This window comes from Streptomyces sp. NPDC006335 (assembly GCF_040612795.1).
Taxonomy (GTDB): domain Bacteria; phylum Actinomycetota; class Actinomycetes; order Streptomycetales; family Streptomycetaceae; genus Streptomyces.
Genome location: NZ_JBEXQX010000001.1, coordinates 397,884 through 414,761, shown reverse-complemented (window position 1 = coordinate 414,761; position 16,878 = coordinate 397,884). Strand labels below are relative to the sequence as shown.

The following is a 16,878-nucleotide window of genomic DNA, read 5'->3' as shown; positions in this document are numbered from 1 at the left end:
ATTCGCGCCGAGGAGTCAACTGTCGTGTCGGACCCGCTGCGACCCCGCGCCTCCCTCCGTACCGCCGTGGTCTGGGAGGTCCTCCAGGACGCCCTCGACCGCCGGGTCAAGGCCACGGGACGCCAGGCGCTGGACGTCCTCGACACCGGAGGCGGCAGCGGCAACTTCGCGGTGCCCGTGGCCCGCCTCGGCCACCAGGTCACGGTCGTCGATCCCAGCCCCAACGCGCTGTTCGCCCTGGAGCGCCGCGCCGCCGAGGCCGACGTCGCCGACCGGGTGCGGGGCGTTCAAGGAGACGCGCACGGCCTCTTCGACGTGGCCGAGCGCGGCGCCTACGACGTCGTGCTGTGCCACGGCGTCCTGGAGTACGTGGACGACCCCGCCGAAGGCGTGCGCAACGTGGTGGCCGCCCTGCGCCCCGAGGGCGTCCTCAGCCTGCTCGCCGCCGGCCTCGGCGGAGCCGTGCTCGCGCGGGCCCTCGCCGGCCACTTCAAGGAGGCCCGGCAGGCACTCGACGACCCGGACGGCCGCTGGGGCGACGGCGACCCCGTGCCGCGCCGCTTCACCGCCGACCAGCTCACCGCGCTCGTCGAGGGCGCGGGCCTCACCGTGGGCGCCGTGCACGGCGTGCGGGTCTTCGCCGACCTCGTCCCCGGCGTGCTCGTGGACACCGAGCCCGGTGCCCTGGAGGCCCTGCTGAAGCTGGAGGAGGCGGCGGCCGAACTCCCCGCCTTCCACTCCGTGGCCACGCAGCTCCATGTGCTCGGTGAGACCCGGGAGGCCGCCGGGGCCTGAGTCGCCCCCTGTGCCGCAGTGCTGATCAGGTACTTGATGGCGCATGGAGTACGCCACAGGCCCCCCGATCGCGCGCTCAGCGCCGTATGATCGAGGGAGACCGCCCGGCATGACGGGACGGCCGCTGGGGAATGACAAGATTCAGCAGCCGGAGCGTTCATGGCGGAATCCGGTTGGCCAATTGGCGCAGAGGGGCGGGTTTCACGGGGGCGATTCCCTGCCTATCCTGAAGGGACCCCCCGAGTCGCCCCGGCGACTGCACGATGAGGAGGACTCCGTGCCGCTCTCGGAGCACGAGCAGCGCATGCTCGAGCAGATGGAGCGAGCGCTGTACGCCGAAGATCCCAAGTTCGCGTCGGCGCTCGAGGGAAGCGGGCTGCGTACGTACACCCGGCGGCGGGTCTACCAGGCGGTCGCCGGCTTCCTCGTGGGTATCGCGCTCCTCATGGCGGGTATGGTCGCCAAGCAGGTGTGGCTCAGTGTGGTGGGCTTCCTCGTGATGCTCGGGTGCGCTGTGCTCGCCGTGACCGGCTGGCGCAAGGCTCCCAAACCGGGCGAGCAACCTGCCGCCGGCGCCCCGCACGCCCGTCGCCAGGGACGTCAGAAGCGCTCGATGATGGACCGGATCGAGCAGCGCTGGCAGAAGCGCCGCGACGAGCAGGGCGGCCAGTAGCAGCCGCAGGTCTCACCAGGCAGACGTGAGGGGGTGAGCACCCGATCGGGTGCTCACCCCCTCACGCATGTCCTCAAGGCGTTGTCGCCCGTCTCCGCAGGGCGCTCCCACCCCTCGCGGCACGTGGCCCGGGCCTTCGAGAGGCCCGGGCCACGGTCTGCCGCCGCCTGCGCGGCGGCATTTCTCAGCCTTGCTGACCGGACGGTTTGCGCAGGGTCGGCCGTGCCGCCGTCACACGTGTCCTGACCCCCGCCCACCATTCCGAGACCGCCCACGCCACCCTGGCGGTGGAACGCGGGGCGATCAGCGCACGCGCCTGCGTGGCCCGGCCCACCGAACCGCGCAGTCCGCCGATCACCCGGTGGACGTCCTGCGCGAGACCGCCCGGCAGCCGGGGCCGCGGGGCGTACAGCACCTGCTCCACGGCGTCCGCCACCCGGTGCACCGAGGCCGCGGCCGTCGGATTGAGATGCCCGAGCCGTACGATCCGCGCTGCCGCCTTGCGCGGTGTCTGCGAGTCGTCCGGCGGGATCCCGAAGTCCCACGCCGTGTCGGTCAGCTCCTGCCAGGCCGCCAGGGTGTGCGCGGCGACGTCCGCGTCACCGCGGCCGTGCCCGCCCAGACGCACCGAACGGGTTCGCAGCCGCCACAGCATCGGCGCCAAGGGGATCGCGAGCACCGCAAGGCCGACGAACACCCAGAACAACAGCTTCAGGTACCACCAGGGGCCCTGTACGGCCCACCAGGGGCCGCCGCCGTCCTGGGCCGCCGCGGCGGCCGGGGAGGCGCTGTCGCACGCCTCCAGCTTCCGCAACTGGGCCGAGCAGCTCTCGCTCGCCGACGGCGAGGCCGACGGCGCCGTGGACGACCCCGCGGAGGGCCGCGCCACGCCCGGGTCCACGCTGCCGCCGGTCTCCGGGATGGTGTACGAGGGCACCGTGCCCCGGGTCGGGGTGGGCTCGAAGCGGGTCCATCCCACCCCCTCGAAGTACAGCTCGGGCCAGGCGTGGGCGTCCTTGAGCCCCACCGACACCGAGCCGTCCGCCTGCGGAGTGCCCGGTGCGAAGCCCACCGCCACCCGGGCCGGAATGCCCAGGGAGCGGGCCATCGCCGCCATGGCGAAGGAGAAGTGGACGCAGAAGCCCTGCTTGTCCCGCAGGAAGTTGGCGATCGCGTTGGGCCCGTCGCCGACCTCCACCTGCGTGTCGTACTCGAAGCCCCCGGTCACCGCGAAGTAGTCCTGGAGGTCGACCGCCTGCTCGTAGGGGTTCTTGGCCCCCGCGGTGACCTCTCGGGCGGTCTTGGCCACCACCGCCGGCAGCGAGTCGGGCAGGTCGGTGTACTCGCGCTCGATGACCGGCGGCGCGGCCGGTGCCGCGGCGAGCTGCTCGGCCGTCGGCTCCACGTCCAGGCTCTTCACCTCGTAGGTCAGCCCGCGCGTGTCCTGGCCGTGGTCGCCGACGAGCGCCATGCCCTCGGGTTCGTAACGCCAGTTGCCGCGGACCTGGACGCCACTGGGCGGGTAGGGCATGGGCAGATAGCTCTGCTCGTACGAGTTCGCCGCCGAGATGGTCGTCTCGACCTCTGTGCGTTTCACGTCGGGACCGAGGCCGATCGGGGTGGGGAAGTCCTTCGGTACGGCGCCGATCGACCGCTTGGACGGCTTCCAGGTCCGGCCGTCGAAGTCGTCCAGGGAGACGATCCGCAGGTACAGGTCGGAGGTGTCGTTGCTCTGGGTCCGCACGAACAGGACCTGGCGGTCCTCGTCCACGTTCAGGCTGTCGCGCAGCGAGAGAAGCGGGTTCACCGCGGAGATCGTGCCCCCGCTGCCGTTGCCGGCGCCCACGCCCGCCCCGGTGGCGTTCAGGAGGCCGCCGTTCATCGAGGGCAGGGTGGCCGACACCACGAGGGCGATGCCGAGGCTCGCCACACCGATCCGCCGGCCGGTGCGCACCGGCGCCACCGGACCGGAGTCGGCGCCCGGGGAGCGTGGCGCCCCGCCGAAGACACGGCCCCACTGCGAGAGCCGGTCGCGCCCCTCGGCCAGGAGCAGCATCAGATAGCCGATCGCCGCGACCAGGAACCAGAACCAGTCGCCGTGGCCCTCCGACAGGCCCGCGGCGACGGAGTACAGCGCGAGCAGCGGCAGACCCGCCGGTGCCGCGCTGCGGAAGGTCACCGCGAGGGTGTCCACCACGAGCCCGACGATCAGGACACCGCCGAAGACCATCAGCTTGATGCCGGCGGACGCCAGCGGGGCCGGGATCGCGTACCGCGCGATGTCGTCGCCGCCCTGCTGGAGAAGCTCCCCGAAGTGCAGGATGGCGCCGGGGCCCGGGATCAGCCCCAGGAAGGCCTGGTCACGGGCGAAGATCAGGGTCAGCATCACCAGGGTGACGAGCGCCTGGACCGCCACCGTCAGCGGACGCGCCAGCGGGATCCGCCTGGTCGCCGCCCCCACGATCGTCTGCACCCCGAGCAGGAAGGCGACCTGCACGATCCAGGTGACCGGCTCGACCAGCGGCAGCAGGGCGCACGCGGCCATCAGCGTGGCCGCCCACGCGCACAGTGCCACTCGTCCCCGCCCGCTCATCACGACGCCTCCCCGGCGCCGGCCGCGCCGACGCCCGTGCGCTCGCGGTCCGCGAGACGCCACAGCGCCTCCAGCGAGGCGCCCCGCGGCACGCCCAGTGCCGTCCAGCCCGCCTCGCGCAGCATCCGCAGCCGCTCCTCGCGCTCCTGCGACGGACCGGGCACGTCGGTCGGTTCCCGCACCCAGCTCTCGCTGTCGAGCACGAAGGCGAGCGCGCCCCCGCTGCGCTGCCGCATCTTGGCGACCACCGTGGCCTGCTCCTCGTCGAGGTCGCCGAAGAAGGCCACCAGCAGTCCTTCGTTCCCGCGGCGCAGTACGTCGTACGCGCGCGACAGGCCGGTGTCGTCGGAGTGGTCGATCACCGCGAGCGTGTCCATCATCAGCCCGGCCGCGTCCGCCGTGCCCTGGCTCGCGCCCGCGAAGCCGTCGGCGCCCTCGCCGGGCACGGAGTTGCCGGTGTCCGTCAACAGCCGTACGGAGAAGCCCCGTTCGAGCATGTGGACCAGGACGGAGGCGGCGCCCGAGACGGCCCACTCGAAGGCCGAGTCGGGGCCCGCGCCCGCGTAGGCGAGGCCCCGGGTGTCCAGGAGCACGGTGCAGCGGGCGCGCTGGGGCTGCTCCTCACGGCGGACCATCAGCTCGCCGTAGCGTGCGGTCGAGCGCCAGTGCACCCGCCGCAGGTCGTCGCCGTAGCGGTAGCCGCGCGGGATCACGTCGTCCTCGCCGGCCAGGGCGAGCGAGCGCTGCCGTCCCTCGCCGTACCCCTTGGCCTCGCCGCTCAGCCGCACCGGCGGCAGCGCCTCCACGCGCGGGATCACGGTCAGGGTGTCGTACGTCGAGAAGGAGCGGGTCAGCTCGCACATGCCGAACGGGTCCGTCAGGCGCAACTGGAGCGGGCCCAGCGGGTAGCGGCCGCGCAGGTCGGAGCGGACGCGGTAGGAGACCTCGCGGCGGCCGCCCGGCTCCACGCGGTCGAGCACGAAGCGGGGGCGCGGGCCGAGGACGTAGGGGACCCGGTCCTGGAGCATCAGCAGGCCGGTGGGCAGGCGCGAGACGTTGTCCATCCGCAGATGGACCCGGGCCTCGCTGCCGGCGGGCACGCGCGCGGGGGAGAGCCTGCGGCTGCCCGCGACCCGGTAGCGGGTGCGGTACAGCACGGTGGCGCAGACCAGGGGCAGCACGGCCAGCAGCAGGCCGACCCGCAGCAGGTCGGCCTGGCCGAGGACGTAGGCGCAGACGGCCGCGGCGATGCCGGCGGCGAAGAAGGAGCGGCCCCGGGTGGTCAGGCCGGCCAGTGCCGTGCGGACGCCGCCCTTGTCGCCCCGGTCGGCCTCGGGGCCGCCGGCCGAGGGCACGCCGGCGGACATCACAGGCTCCGCGGCGGCTGCTGCGGGTACGCGGGCGCGGTGCGGCCGATCCCGATTCCGCCCTGCTGGGGCGCTGCGGGTACCGGGGTGCGCTGGAGGATCTCCTGCACGACCTGCTCCGCGGTGCGCCGGTTGAGCTGGGCCTGGGCGGTGGGCAGCAGTCGGTGGGCGAGGACGGCCACGGCGAGCGCCTGCACGTCGTCCGGGAGCGCGAACTCGCGGCCGCTGAGGGCGGCGGAGGCCTTGGCGGCGCGCAGCAGGTGCAGCGTCGCGCGCGGGGAGGCGCCGAGTCTGAGATCGGGGTGGGTGCGCGTGGCGGCGACCAGGTCGACGGCGTACCGCCGGACCGTTTCGGCGACGTGGACGCCGCGGACGGCCTCGATGAGCTTCACGATGTCGTGCGCGTGCGCCACCGGCTGGAGGTCCTCCAGGGGGCTCACCCCGCCGTGGATGTCGAGCATCTGCAGCTCGGCCTCGACGCTGGGGTAGCCGACCGAGACGCGGGCCATGAAACGGTCGCGCTGGGCCTCCGGCAGCGGGTAGGTGCCCTCCATCTCGACCGGGTTCTGCGTGGCGACCACCATGAAGGGGCTGGGCAGCTCGTAGGTCTGCCCGTCGATGGTGACCTGGCGCTCCTCCATCGACTCAAGGAGCGCGGACTGGGTCTTCGGCGAGGCACGGTTGATCTCGTCGCCGATCACGATCTGGGCGAAGATCGCGCCCGGTTTGAACTCGAAGTCCCGGCGCTGCTGGTCCCAGATGGACACGCCCGTGATGTCCGAGGGCAGCAGGTCGGGGGTGAACTGGATGCGGCGCACCGAGCAGTCGATGGACCGCGCCAGCGCCTTGGCCAGCATGGTCTTGCCGACGCCGGGGACATCCTCGATCAGAAGATGTCCCTCGGCGAGCAGCACGGTCAGCGAAAGCCGTACGACCTCGGGCTTCCCCTCGATCACGCCCTCCACCGAACTGCGTACCCGCTCCACGACGGCGGTCAGATCAGTGAGGCTCGCTCGATCGTCATAGGTGGTCACCCGGCCCTCCTCGGCCCGAAACTTTCCGGGCCGACGCTGTGATGCGTAACCGGCCCACCCCGAATCACGGGCACCACGCGGGAAAAGTTCCGCGTGACGCCACCCCCGCATTCTTGCTGCCGTTACCGATTCGTGTCACTCGACTGTGGACAACTGGCTGCACTATGTCGGGCTTGCGGTGTTTTCGGTACCCCGAGGGTTGAAATCAACAGCGAAACGACAGCTCCTGCGGGCCGTTACGCGGGGTCGATCTCGCGCAGCAGGCCCGTCTTCACGTCGAACACGAACCCGCGTACGTCGTCGGTGTGCAGCAGGAACGGCGAGGTGCGCACCCGCTGCATGGACTGGCGCACGTCCTGGTCGACGTCACGGAAGGCCTCCACGGCCCACGCGGGACGCTGGCCGACCTCCATCTCCAGTTCGGTGCGGAAGTCCTCGGTGATCGCCTCCAGACCGCAGCCCGTGTGGTGGATGAGCACGATGCTGCGGGTGCCGAGCTTGCGCTGGCTGATGGTGAGCGAGCGGATCACGTCGTCGGTGACCACACCGCCCGCGTTGCGGATGGTGTGGCAGTCGCCGAGCTCCAGACCGAGCGCGGCGTGCAGGTCGAGTCGGGCGTCCATGCACGCCACGACGGCGACGTGCAGGACCGGGCGGGCGTCCATCCCGGGGTCGGTGAACGCGGCGGCGTACCGCTGGTTGGCGTCGACCAGGCGGTCGGTCACGGCGCCGTCGCGGGATATGGCGCCTTCGGTGGGTACGGATGCGGAAGTCGTCATAACCATGACGTTACTGGTCACCGCCGTCGCGGTCCTGCCGTGAGAAGGGAAAAAGAGCGTCATCACGTCTTGTGTGTGAGGTACCCCACAAGAGGACCGGGCGCACCCGAACGGGTGTTTTCCGTCCATATCGAGCGTCGGTTTCGCGCCGGTGCGCGACGCGCAGGCCGGTTGATTGACCGCGAGACACCGTGGACTAAAGTGACGCGAAGCGGGAGGCGAGGCCTCCCTGCTGACACTTTCCCGGAGGCCCGGGGCTAGCGCCCGGACGGTCTCCCCACGTGCGCGGCGCGTACGTACGGCTCGGCCTCCTCCCGCTCCCGGTCGGCTGACGCTTCCGGCGCCGGCAGGCCTCCCGTTCATGAGCGGGCGGGGACCCGGCGGTGCGTACGGCCCGCGCCGGACCTGAGAGGGCCCCTTGAGCCAGAGTCGACACGTCCCGGTGATGCTCCAGCGGTGCCTGGACCTGTTGGCCCCCGCGCTCGAACGGCCCGGGTCGGTGGTCGTCGACTGCACGCTCGGGCTCGGCGGCCACAGCGAGGCCCTGCTCCAGCGCTTCCCCGAGGCCCGGCTCGTCGCCCTCGACCGCGACAAGGAGGCCCTGCGCCTGTCCGGCGAGCGGCTCGCGCCCTTCGGCGAGCGCGCCACCCTCGTCCACGCCGTCTACGACGAACTCCCGGACGTCCTCGACCGGCTCGGCATCGCGCGCGTGCAGGGCGTCCTCTTCGACCTCGGTGTCTCCTCCATGCAGCTCGACGAGGCCGACCGCGGCTTCGCCTACGCCCAGGACGCCCCGCTCGACATGCGCATGGACCAGACGACCGGCATGAGCGCGGCCGAGGTCCTCAACACCTACCCGCCGGGCGAACTCGTCCGGATCCTCAGGGCGTACGGCGAGGAGAAGCAGGCCAAGCGGATCGTGTCCGCGATCGTGCGCGAGCGCGACAAGGAGCCGTTCACCAACAGCGCGCGGCTCGTCGAGCTGATCCGGGACTCCCTGCCGCAGGCCGCCAAGCGCACCGGCGGCAACCCGGCCAAGCGCACCTTCCAGGCCCTGCGCATCGAGGTCAACGGCGAACTCTCCGTCCTGGAGCGGGCGATCCCGGCCGCCGTGGAGGCGCTCGCGGTGGGCGGCCGGATGGTGGTGCTGTCGTACCACTCGCTGGAGGACCGGCTGGTCAAGCAGGTCTTCGCGGCCGGCGCCGCCACCACCGCCCCGCCCGGGCTGCCCGTCGTGCCCGAGCGCTACCAGCCCCGGCTCAAGCTGCTCACGCGCGGTGCCGAACTTCCCACCGAGGAAGAGATCGCCGAGAACCGGCGGGCCGCACCGGCGCGTTGCAGGGGCGCCGAGCGAATCAGGGAGTCCATCGAGTGAAGTGCGTGAGGCGCGTGACTGGGTTGGGAAACCGGACTCACTGGAGGGCGTGTGAGTAGGAAACCCGAACTGAGGGGGAGGGCGGCTCGTCTGGCGCGTCTCCTGCCCGGCACGGCGAGCCCCGGACAGGCGGCCCGCACCCCCTTCGTGCTCCTCGTGGTCCTCCTCCTCGGCGGCGGTCTCATCGGCTTGCTCGTGCTGAACTCCGCGCTGAGCGAAGGGTCGTTCAAGCTCACCGACCTCCAGAAGGACACCAAGAGCCTCACTGACGAGCAGCAGGCCCTGCAACGGGACATCGACGCCTACTCCGCGCCCGACGCCCTGGTGCGCCGCGCCCGGGAACTCGGCATGGTGCCCGGCGGCGACCCGGCCTTCCTCGACCCCGACGGCACCGTCAAGGGCGTCCCGTCCCCCGCCGGCGACGCCGAACCGCTGTCCTACCGGCTGCCGCTCGTCCTCGCGCCCGAGGCGTTCGACAGCGCGGCCGCCCCGACGCCGACGGTCACCCCCACCCCGACGGAGACCGTCGTACAGGCCGCCCAGGACGTCGTACAGACTCCCGAGGCCGGCGGACAGGCTCCGGAGGCCGTCCCCTCGGACGTCCCGCTCCCCACGACCCCGACCCCCGGCAGGTGACGGCAGTGTCCGACGACTTCGGCAGGCAACCACCGCGCCGCCGCGTGCCGGGACCCGCGCGCCCCGAGCGCTCCGCCCGCCCCGTCGGCCGCCCGCGACCGGGCCCCGGCGCCCGCCCGGCCCGCCGCCCGTCGGCGCCCCGCCCGGCGGCCCCCAAGACGATCCGCCTGGGCAGCCCCCGCCCCCGGCTGCGCCTGGTCGGCCTCGCCCTGACGCTGGTGCTGGCCGCCTTCGTCGTACGACTGCTCCAGGTGCAGGCCGTCGACGCGAGCACGTACGCCGCCAAGGCCGAGCAGAACCGGTACGTCGGCTACACGCTCGCCGCCGAGCGCGGCGGGATCACCGACCGCGACGGCGTGGCCCTCGCGACCAGCGAGGACGCGTACGACATCACGGCCGACCCCACGCTGTTCACCCGCAAGCAGCTCAAGATCGATGACGGCCCCGAGCAGGCCGCCGCCCTGCTCGCCCCGATCCTGGAGCAGGAGCAGGAGACGATCGTCAAGAAACTGCGGCCCAAGGACAAGAAGCTCCGCTACGTCCTGCTCGCCAACCGGCAGACCCCCCAGGTCTGGAAGCAGATCAAGGACCTGAAGTCCGCGCTCGCCACCAAGAGCGAGACCGACCCGGGCACGGCCAACGTCCTCGCCGGGGTCCTGTCCGTGCCGACGACCAAGCGCGTGTACCCGAACGGCGATCTCGCCGCCGGGATACTGGGGTGGGTCAACGCCGACGGCAAGGGCGGCGGCGGTGTCGAGCAGCAGCTCAACTCCCTGCTCGCCGGCAAGGACGGCAAGATCCGCTACGCCCAGGCCGGTGGCCGTCAGGTGCCCACCGTGGGCTCCACCGAGACCCCCGCGGTGCCCGGCAGCGACGTCGAGCTCACCATCGACCGGGACATCCAGTGGGCCGCCCAGCAGGCCATCACCGACCAGGTGAAGAAGTCCAAGGCGGACCGCGGGTACGTGATAGTGCAGGACACGCGGACCGGCCAGGTGCTGGCCATGGCGAACTCGCCCGGCTTCGACCCGAACGACCTGTCGAAGGCGCGCTCGGTGAACATGGGCAACGCGGCCCTCCAGGACGCCTACGAGCCCGGTTCCACCGCCAAGGTCATGTCGATGGCCGCCGTGCTGGAACAGGGCGTCGCCACCCCGCTCACGCATGTGATCGTGCCCAACCGGCTGCACCGCGGCGACCGGCTCTTCAAGGACGACATCGACCACGAGACCTGGTACCTCACGCTCAACGGCGTGCTCGCCAAGTCCAGCAACATCGGCACCATCCTGGCGACCGGCCAGCTCGGTAAGACCCAGGCGCAGGCCAACCAGGTCCTCTACTCCTACCTGCGCAAGTTCGGCCTCGGCCGCTACTCCGGGCTCGACTTCCCGGGCGAGACCCCGGGCATCCTGGCCAAGCCCGCGGACTGGTCGACCTCGCAGCAGTACACGATTCCTTTCGGCCAAGGCGTGTCCCTCAACGCCATGCAGGCCGCGTCCGTCTACTCGACGATCGCCAACGGCGGCGTCCGTGTCGAACCCACCCTCGTCCGCGGCACCAAGGGGCCCGACGGACGCTTCACACCCGCCGCGAAGCCCAAGGAGACACGGGTCGTCAGCGCCAAGACGGCCAAGACGCTGGCCCAGATGCTGGAGTCGGTGGTGGACGACGAGGAGGGCACCGGCACCAAGGCCCGCATCCCCGGCTACCGGGTCGCGGGCAAGACGGGCACGGCCAACCGTGTGGATCCGGCCACCGGCAAGTACAAGGGCTACACCTCGTCGTTCGCCGGATTCGCGCCCGCCGACAAGCCCCGGATCACCGTCTACTGCGCCATCCAGAACGCCACCAGCGGCAGCTACTTCGGCGGCCAGATCTGCGGACCCGTCTACAAGCAGGTCATGGAGTTCGCGCTGAAGACCCTCCAGGTCCCGCCCACGGGAGCCAAGGCCGCGAAGCTGCCCGTGACCTACAGGCCCTGACCAGCACGGCGTCCGCACCGGCCGACCGCGTCGGCACCCCACCAGCACCTCATCAGCACCTCGGAAAGGCCACCAGGAACCACCTCGTGACGACGATCACCTCCGATTCCGGGAACCAGGGCGGCCCCCGCCCCTCACTTCGCTCCGAGGCGGGTGCGCCCGGTACGCTCACCGCCGTGCCACACGCTGATCAGTCCCAAACCACCCAGAAGGGCGCACCCGTGACCTATCCGGGACCGCCCCGGCCGGTCCGGGTCTCCGCCACACCCCTCGCGGAGCTCGCCGATCAACTGGGTGCCGCCGCGCCGCAGACCTCGAAGGACACGGTCGAGATCACGGGCATCACCCATGACTCGCGTGCCGTCCGCCCCGGCGACCTGTACGCCGCCCTCCCCGGAGCCCGTCTGCACGGCGCCGACTTCGTCACCCAGGCCGTCGGCCTCGGCGCGGCGGCGGTGCTGACCGACCCGACGGGCGCCGAGCGCGCCGCCGCTACCGGGCTCCCGGTGCTGGTCGTCGAGGACCCACGCGCGCGCATGGGCGAACTGGCCACCACGATCTACGGCCACCCCGGCGAGGACCTGCTCCAGATCGGGATCACCGGCACCTCCGGCAAGACCACCACCGCCTACCTCGTCGAGGGCGGTCTCAAGGGGGTCAGGTCCACCGGCCTGATCGGCACCGTCGAGATGCGCATCGGCGACGAGCGCATCAAGTCCGAGCGCACCACGCCCGAGGCCACCGATCTCCAGGCCCTGTTCGCGGTCATGCGCGAGCGCGGGGTCGAGGCGGTCGCCATGGAGGTCTCCAGCCACGCGCTGGTCCTCGGCCGGGTCGACGGCTGTGTCTTCGACATCGGCGTCTTCACCAACCTGAGTCCGGAACACATGGAGTTCCACTCCGACATGGAGGACTACTTCCAGGCGAAGGCGCAGCTCTTCACGCCGAAACGCAGCCGTCTCGGCGTCGTCAACCTCGACGACGAGTACGGCCGCAGGCTCGTCAAGGAGGCCACGGTCCCGGTCGTCACCTTCTCCGCCGAGGGCCACCCCGACGCCGACTGGCGTGCCGAGGACGTCGAAGTCGGCCCCATGGACTCGACGTTCACCGTGATCGGTCCCAAGGGCGAGCGGATCGCCGCCAGGTCTCCGCTCGCGGGCCCCTTCAACGTGGCGAACACCCTCGCCGCGATCGTCGCCCTGGCCGCGGCCGGCCTCGACCCGCAGACCGCCGCCGACGGCGTCGCCGCCGTACCGGGGGTGCCGGGCCGCCTGGAGCGCGTGGACGTGGGGCAGCCCTACCTCGCGGTCGTGGACTACGCCCACAAGACCGACGCGGTCGAGTCGGTGCTCAAGGCGCTCCGCAAGGTGACCGAGGGCAAGGTACACATCGTGCTCGGCTGCGGCGGCGACCGTGACAAGACCAAGCGCGGGCCGATGGGCGCGGCCGCGGCCCGCCTGGCCGACACCGCCGTACTGACCTCCGACAACCCCCGCTCCGAGGACCCGCTCGCCATCCTCGCGACCATGCTCCAGGGCGCGGCGTCCGTACCGGCACACGAACGCGGCGAGGTCCAGGTCTTCGAGGACCGGGCCGCCGCGATCGCCGCGGCCGTCGCCCGCGCGCAGCCCGGTGACACCGTGCTCGTCGCCGGCAAGGGCCACGAGCAGGGCCAGGACATCGCCGGGGTGGTCCGTCCCTTCGACGACCGCCAGGTGCTTCGAGAAGCCATCCAGAAGACCCAGGGATGAACTTGTGATCGCCCTCTCTCTCGCCGAGATCGCCTCAGTCGTCGGCGGGCAGACGCACGACATACCGGATCCGTCGGCGCAGGTGCGCGGGCCCGTCGTCATCGACTCCCGGCAGGTGGCGGACGGCAGTCTGTTCGCCGCCTTCGTGGGGGAGCGCGTCGACGGCCACGACTACGCCGAACGGGCCGTCCGGGCGGGCGCGGTGGCCGTGCTGGCCCAGCGCCCCGTCGGCGTGCCCGCGATCGTCGTCGAGGACGTCCAGACGGCACTCGGCGCCCTCGCGCGTCATGTCGTACGACGGCTCGGCGCGACCTTCGTCGCCCTCACCGGCTCGGCCGGCAAGACCAGCACCAAGGACCTGATCGCGCAGGTGCTGCGGAGCAAGGCCCCGACGGTGTTCACGCCGGGCTCCCTCAACAACGAGATCGGGCTGCCGCTCACCGCCCTCACCGCCACCGAGGAGACCAGGTTCCTCGTCCTGGAGATGGGCGCCCGCGGGATCGGCCACATCCGCTACCTCACGGACCTGACGCCCCCGAAGATCGGTCTCGTCCTGAACGTCGGCTCCGCCCACATCGGCGAGTTCGGCGGCCGTGAGCAGATCGCGCAGGCCAAGGGCGAACTGGTAGAGGCCCTTCCGGAAGACGGCGCCGCGATCCTCAACGCCGACGATCCTCTCGTACGCGCCATGGCGTCCCGTACGAAGGCGAAGGTGATCCTTTTCGGAGAGTCCGGCGAAGCGGACGTTCGCGCCGAGAACGTGCGACTCACGGACACCGGACAGCCCGCCTTCAGGCTTCACACACCCTCCGGTGCAAGCGAAGTGACCATGCGCCTGTACGGTGAGCACCACGTGTCGAACGCGCTCGCCGCGGCCGCCGTCGCCCATGAGCTGGGCATGTCCGCAACCGAGATCGCCACCGCGCTCTCCGAGGCGGGCTCCCTCTCCCGCTGGCGTATGGAGGTCACCGAGCGCCCGGACGGCGTGACCATCGTCAACGACGCCTACAACGCGAACCCCGAGTCCATGCGGGCGGCCTTGCGCGCGCTCGCGGCGATGGGCAAGGGGCGGCGGACCTGGGCGGTGCTCGGCAAGATGGCCGAGCTCGGGGACGAGGCGCTCGCCGAGCACGACGCGGTCGGACGGCTCGCCGTCCGGCTCAATGTCGGCAAGCTCGTCGCGGTCGGGGGCAGGGAAGCGTCCTGGCTGCAACTGGGCGCATATAACGAGGGTTCGTGGGGTGAGGAGTCGGTGCACGTGTCCGACGCACAGGCGGCGGTCGACCTGCTGCGCAGTGAGTTGCGCCCGGGAGACGTCGTCCTCGTGAAGGCGTCCCGGTCGGTCGGCCTGGAGAGCGTCGCCCAGGCGCTGCTCGACGCCGAGGGTGAGGTTGCCGCCCGATGATGAAGCAGATCCTGTTCTCAGGAGTCATCGGCCTCTTTCTGACCCTGGTCGGCACCCCGCTGCTGATCAAGCTGCTCGCGCGCAAGGGTTACGGCCAGTACATCCGCGACGACGGCCCGCGCGAGCACGCCAGCAAGCGCGGTACGCCGACGATGGGCGGTATCGCCTTCATCTTCGCGACGGTCGCCGCCTACTTCCTGTCCAAGGTCATCACCGGCTACCCGCCCACCTACTCGGGCCTGCTGGTGCTCGGCCTGATGTGCGGCATGGGCCTGGTCGGCTTCCTGGACGACTACATCAAGATCGTCAAGCGGCGTTCGCTGGGCCTGCGGGCCAAGGCGAAGATGGCGGGGCAGCTGATCGTCGGCATCAGCTTCGCGGTGCTCGCGCTGATGTTCCCGGACTCCCACAACAACACCCCGGCCTCGACGCGGCTGTCGTTCATCACCGACTTCGGCTGGAAGATCGGCCCGATCCTGTTCGTGGTCTGGGCGCTGTTCATGATCCTCGCGATGTCGAACGGTGTGAACCTCACCGACGGTCTGGACGGCCTCGCCACCGGCGCCTCCGTGCTCGTCTTCGGTGCCTACACCTTCATCGGCGTCTGGCAGTTCCAGGAGTCCTGCGCCAACGCGCAGACCCTGACCAACCCGAACGCCTGCTACGAGGTGCGCGATCCGCTCGACCTCGCGGTGATCGCCTCCGCGCTGATGGGTGCCTGCCTGGGCTTCCTGTGGTGGAACACCTCGCCGGCCAAGATCTTCATGGGCGACACGGGTTCGCTGGCCCTCGGCGGTGTCCTCACCGGCCTCGCCATCTGCTCCCGCACCGAACTCCTGGTCGCCATCATGGGCGGTCTGTTCGTCCTCATCACCATGTCGGTCGTCATCCAGGTCGGCTCCTTCCGGCTCACCGGCAAGCGCGTCTTCCGCATGGCACCGCTCCAGCACCACTTCGAACTCAAGGGCTGGTCCGAAGTCCTCGTGGTGGTCCGTTTCTGGATCATCCAGGGCATCTGTGTGATCGTCGGCCTGGGTCTCTTCTACGCGGGATGGGCAGCAGAAAAGTGACCTCCTCGGAGCACCTCGACTGGCAGGGCAAGCACGTCACCGTCGCCGGGCTCGGTGTCTCCGGTATCCCGGCGGCCAAGGTGCTGCACGCGCGCGGGGCGCACGTCACGGTCGTCAACGACGGCGACGACGCACGCGCGCGTGAGCAGGCCGCCGAGTTGGAGGCGCTGGGCGTCACCGTGCGCCTCGGCGACGGCGCGACCCTGCCCGAGGGCACCGAACTCGTCGTCACCGCCCCGGGCTGGAAGCCGGACAAGCCGCTCTTCACGGCGGCCCGTGCGGCCGGCCTGGAGATCTGGGGCGACGTGGAGCTCGCCTGGCGGCTGCGCGGCCCCGACGCGGCCCCCTGGCTCGCGATCACCGGCACCAACGGCAAGACGACCACCACCCAGATGCTGGCGTCGATCCTGAAGGCCGCGGGGCTGCGCACCGCCGCCGTCGGCAACATCGGTATCTCCGTGCTCGACGCCGTGCTCGGCGAGGAGCAGTACGACGTGCTCGCCGTGGAGTTGTCGAGCTATCAGCTCCACTGGGCGCCCTCGCTGCGCGCCCACTCCGCCGCCGTGCTCAACCTCGCCCCCGACCATCTCGACTGGCACGGCTCCATGGAGGCGTACGCCGCCGACAAGGGCCGCGTCTACGAGGGCAATCGGGTCGCCTGCGTCTACAACGTCGCCGACAAGGCCACCGAGGACCTGGTGCGCGAGGCGGACGTCGAGGAGGGCTGCCGGGCCATCGGCTTCACCCTCGGCACCCCCGGGCCGTCCCAACTCGGCGTCGTCGAGGGCATCCTGGTCGACCGGGCCTTCGTCGAGGACCGGCACAAGAACGCCCAGGAGCTCGCCGAGGTCTCCGACGTCAACCCGCCGGCCCCGCACAACATCGCCAACGCCCTTGCGGCGGCGGCCCTCGCACGCGCTTTCGGGGTGCCCGCGCGGGCCGTACGGGACGGGCTGCGGGACTTCACCCCGGACGCGCACCGCATCGCCCACGTGGCCGACGTGGACTCGGTCGCCTACGTCGACGACTCCAAGGCCACCAACACCCACGCGGCACAAGCCTCGTTGGCGGCCTACGAGTCGATCGTGTGGATCGCGGGCGGGCTCGCCAAGGGCGCGACCTTCGACGAGCTGGTCGCCAAGTCGGCGAAGCGGCTGCGCGGGGTCGTGCTCATCGGCCAGGACCGCGCCCTGATCCGTGAAGCCCTCGCGCGACACGCCCCGGAAGTACCCGTGGTGGACCTCGACCGGACCGACACTGGGGCGATGCTCGCGGCTGTCCAGGAGGCCTCTCGCCTCGCCGTCGCCGGTGACACGGTGCTGCTGGCTCCGGCCTGTGCCTCGATGGACATGTTCGCCAACTACAACAAGCGCGGTGACGCGTTCGCGGAGGCGGTTCGCGAACTCGGCTCCTGACCG

The 16,878-nt window shown here is 71.5% G+C and carries 13 protein-coding genes; 9 read left to right on the top strand and 4 right to left on the bottom strand.

Annotated elements, in window-relative coordinates; genetic code table 11:
• Positions 1–24: 24 nt before the first annotated feature.
• Both ABZ098_RS01920 and ABZ098_RS01915 read left to right on the top strand, forming a co-directional pair.
• Positions 25–795, top strand: a complete 771-nt coding sequence (locus tag ABZ098_RS01920; RefSeq protein ID WP_356586242.1) for a methyltransferase — start codon at positions 25–27, stop codon at positions 793–795.
• Positions 796–1,072: 277 nt separating this feature from the next.
• Positions 1,073–1,468 carry a DUF3040 domain-containing protein gene (locus ABZ098_RS01915; RefSeq protein WP_053846972.1) on the top strand — a complete coding sequence of 132 codons (396 nt, stop codon included), beginning with the start codon at positions 1,073–1,075 and terminating at the stop codon, positions 1,466–1,468.
• Between the two features lie 184 nt (positions 1,469–1,652).
• On the opposite strand, the gene ABZ098_RS01910 is transcribed toward ABZ098_RS01915, so the two are convergent.
• The 4 genes from ABZ098_RS01910 to ABZ098_RS01895 all read right to left on the bottom strand — a co-directional run bounded on the left by ABZ098_RS01910 (position 1,653) and on the right by ABZ098_RS01895 (position 7,241).
• Positions 1,653–4,061, bottom strand: coding sequence for a DUF3488 and transglutaminase-like domain-containing protein (locus tag ABZ098_RS01910; RefSeq protein WP_356586240.1), 2,409 nt, complete (start codon positions 4,059–4,061; stop codon positions 1,653–1,655).
• Positions 4,061–5,428 (bottom strand): DUF58 domain-containing protein, encoded by a 1,368-nt coding sequence (locus tag ABZ098_RS01905; RefSeq protein WP_356586238.1) that lies wholly within the window; start codon positions 5,426–5,428, stop codon positions 4,061–4,063. Before ABZ098_RS01905 ends, ABZ098_RS01910 begins: the two co-directional genes overlap by 1 nt.
• Positions 5,428–6,462, bottom strand: a complete 1,035-nt coding sequence (locus ABZ098_RS01900; protein ID WP_356586236.1) for a MoxR family ATPase — start codon at positions 6,460–6,462, stop codon at positions 5,428–5,430. The genes ABZ098_RS01905 and ABZ098_RS01900 overlap by 1 nt, the downstream gene beginning before the upstream one ends.
• Positions 6,463–6,698: 236 nt before the next feature.
• Positions 6,699–7,241 (bottom strand): carbonic anhydrase, encoded by a 543-nt coding sequence (locus tag ABZ098_RS01895; RefSeq protein ID WP_356586234.1) that lies wholly within the window; start codon positions 7,239–7,241, stop codon positions 6,699–6,701.
• A 418-nt stretch (positions 7,242–7,659) separates the two neighbouring features.
• Between ABZ098_RS01895 and rsmH the strand changes: the two genes are divergently transcribed.
• From rsmH to murD, 7 genes are all read left to right on the top strand, one after another.
• Positions 7,660–8,616 carry a 16S rRNA (cytosine(1402)-N(4))-methyltransferase RsmH gene (rsmH, locus tag ABZ098_RS01890; protein ID WP_356586232.1) on the top strand — a complete coding sequence of 319 codons (957 nt, stop codon included), beginning with the start codon at positions 7,660–7,662 and terminating at the stop codon, positions 8,614–8,616.
• 51 nt (positions 8,617–8,667) lie between these two features.
• A complete protein-coding gene (locus tag ABZ098_RS01885) occupies positions 8,668–9,252 on the top strand; it encodes a hypothetical protein (RefSeq protein ID WP_356586230.1) in 585 nt (194 codons plus the stop codon).
• A 5-nt stretch (positions 9,253–9,257) separates the two neighbouring features.
• The gene (locus tag ABZ098_RS01880) at positions 9,258–11,234 is read left to right on the top strand and encodes a penicillin-binding transpeptidase domain-containing protein (RefSeq protein ID WP_356586228.1); all 1,977 of its coding nucleotides are present in this window, start codon (positions 9,258–9,260) and stop codon (positions 11,232–11,234) included.
• Between the two features lie 221 nt (positions 11,235–11,455).
• Complete coding sequence (locus tag ABZ098_RS01875; protein ID WP_356587587.1) at positions 11,456–12,985, top strand: UDP-N-acetylmuramoyl-L-alanyl-D-glutamate--2,6-diaminopimelate ligase; 1,530 nt, start codon at positions 11,456–11,458, stop codon at positions 12,983–12,985.
• A gap of 4 nt (positions 12,986–12,989) precedes the next feature.
• On the top strand, positions 12,990–14,390 hold the full coding sequence (murF, locus tag ABZ098_RS01870; protein ID WP_356586226.1) for a UDP-N-acetylmuramoyl-tripeptide--D-alanyl-D-alanine ligase: 1,401 nt from the start codon (positions 12,990–12,992) through the stop codon (positions 14,388–14,390).
• Positions 14,387–15,460, top strand: coding sequence for a phospho-N-acetylmuramoyl-pentapeptide-transferase (gene mraY, locus ABZ098_RS01865; protein WP_356586224.1), 1,074 nt, complete (start codon positions 14,387–14,389; stop codon positions 15,458–15,460). The genes murF and mraY overlap by 4 nt, the downstream gene beginning before the upstream one ends.
• Entirely contained in the window at positions 15,442–16,875 is a 1,434-nt protein-coding gene (gene murD / locus ABZ098_RS01860) for a UDP-N-acetylmuramoyl-L-alanine--D-glutamate ligase (RefSeq protein ID WP_356586222.1), read from the top strand. Before mraY ends, murD begins: the two co-directional genes overlap by 19 nt.
• Positions 16,876–16,878: the final 3 nt, after the last annotated feature.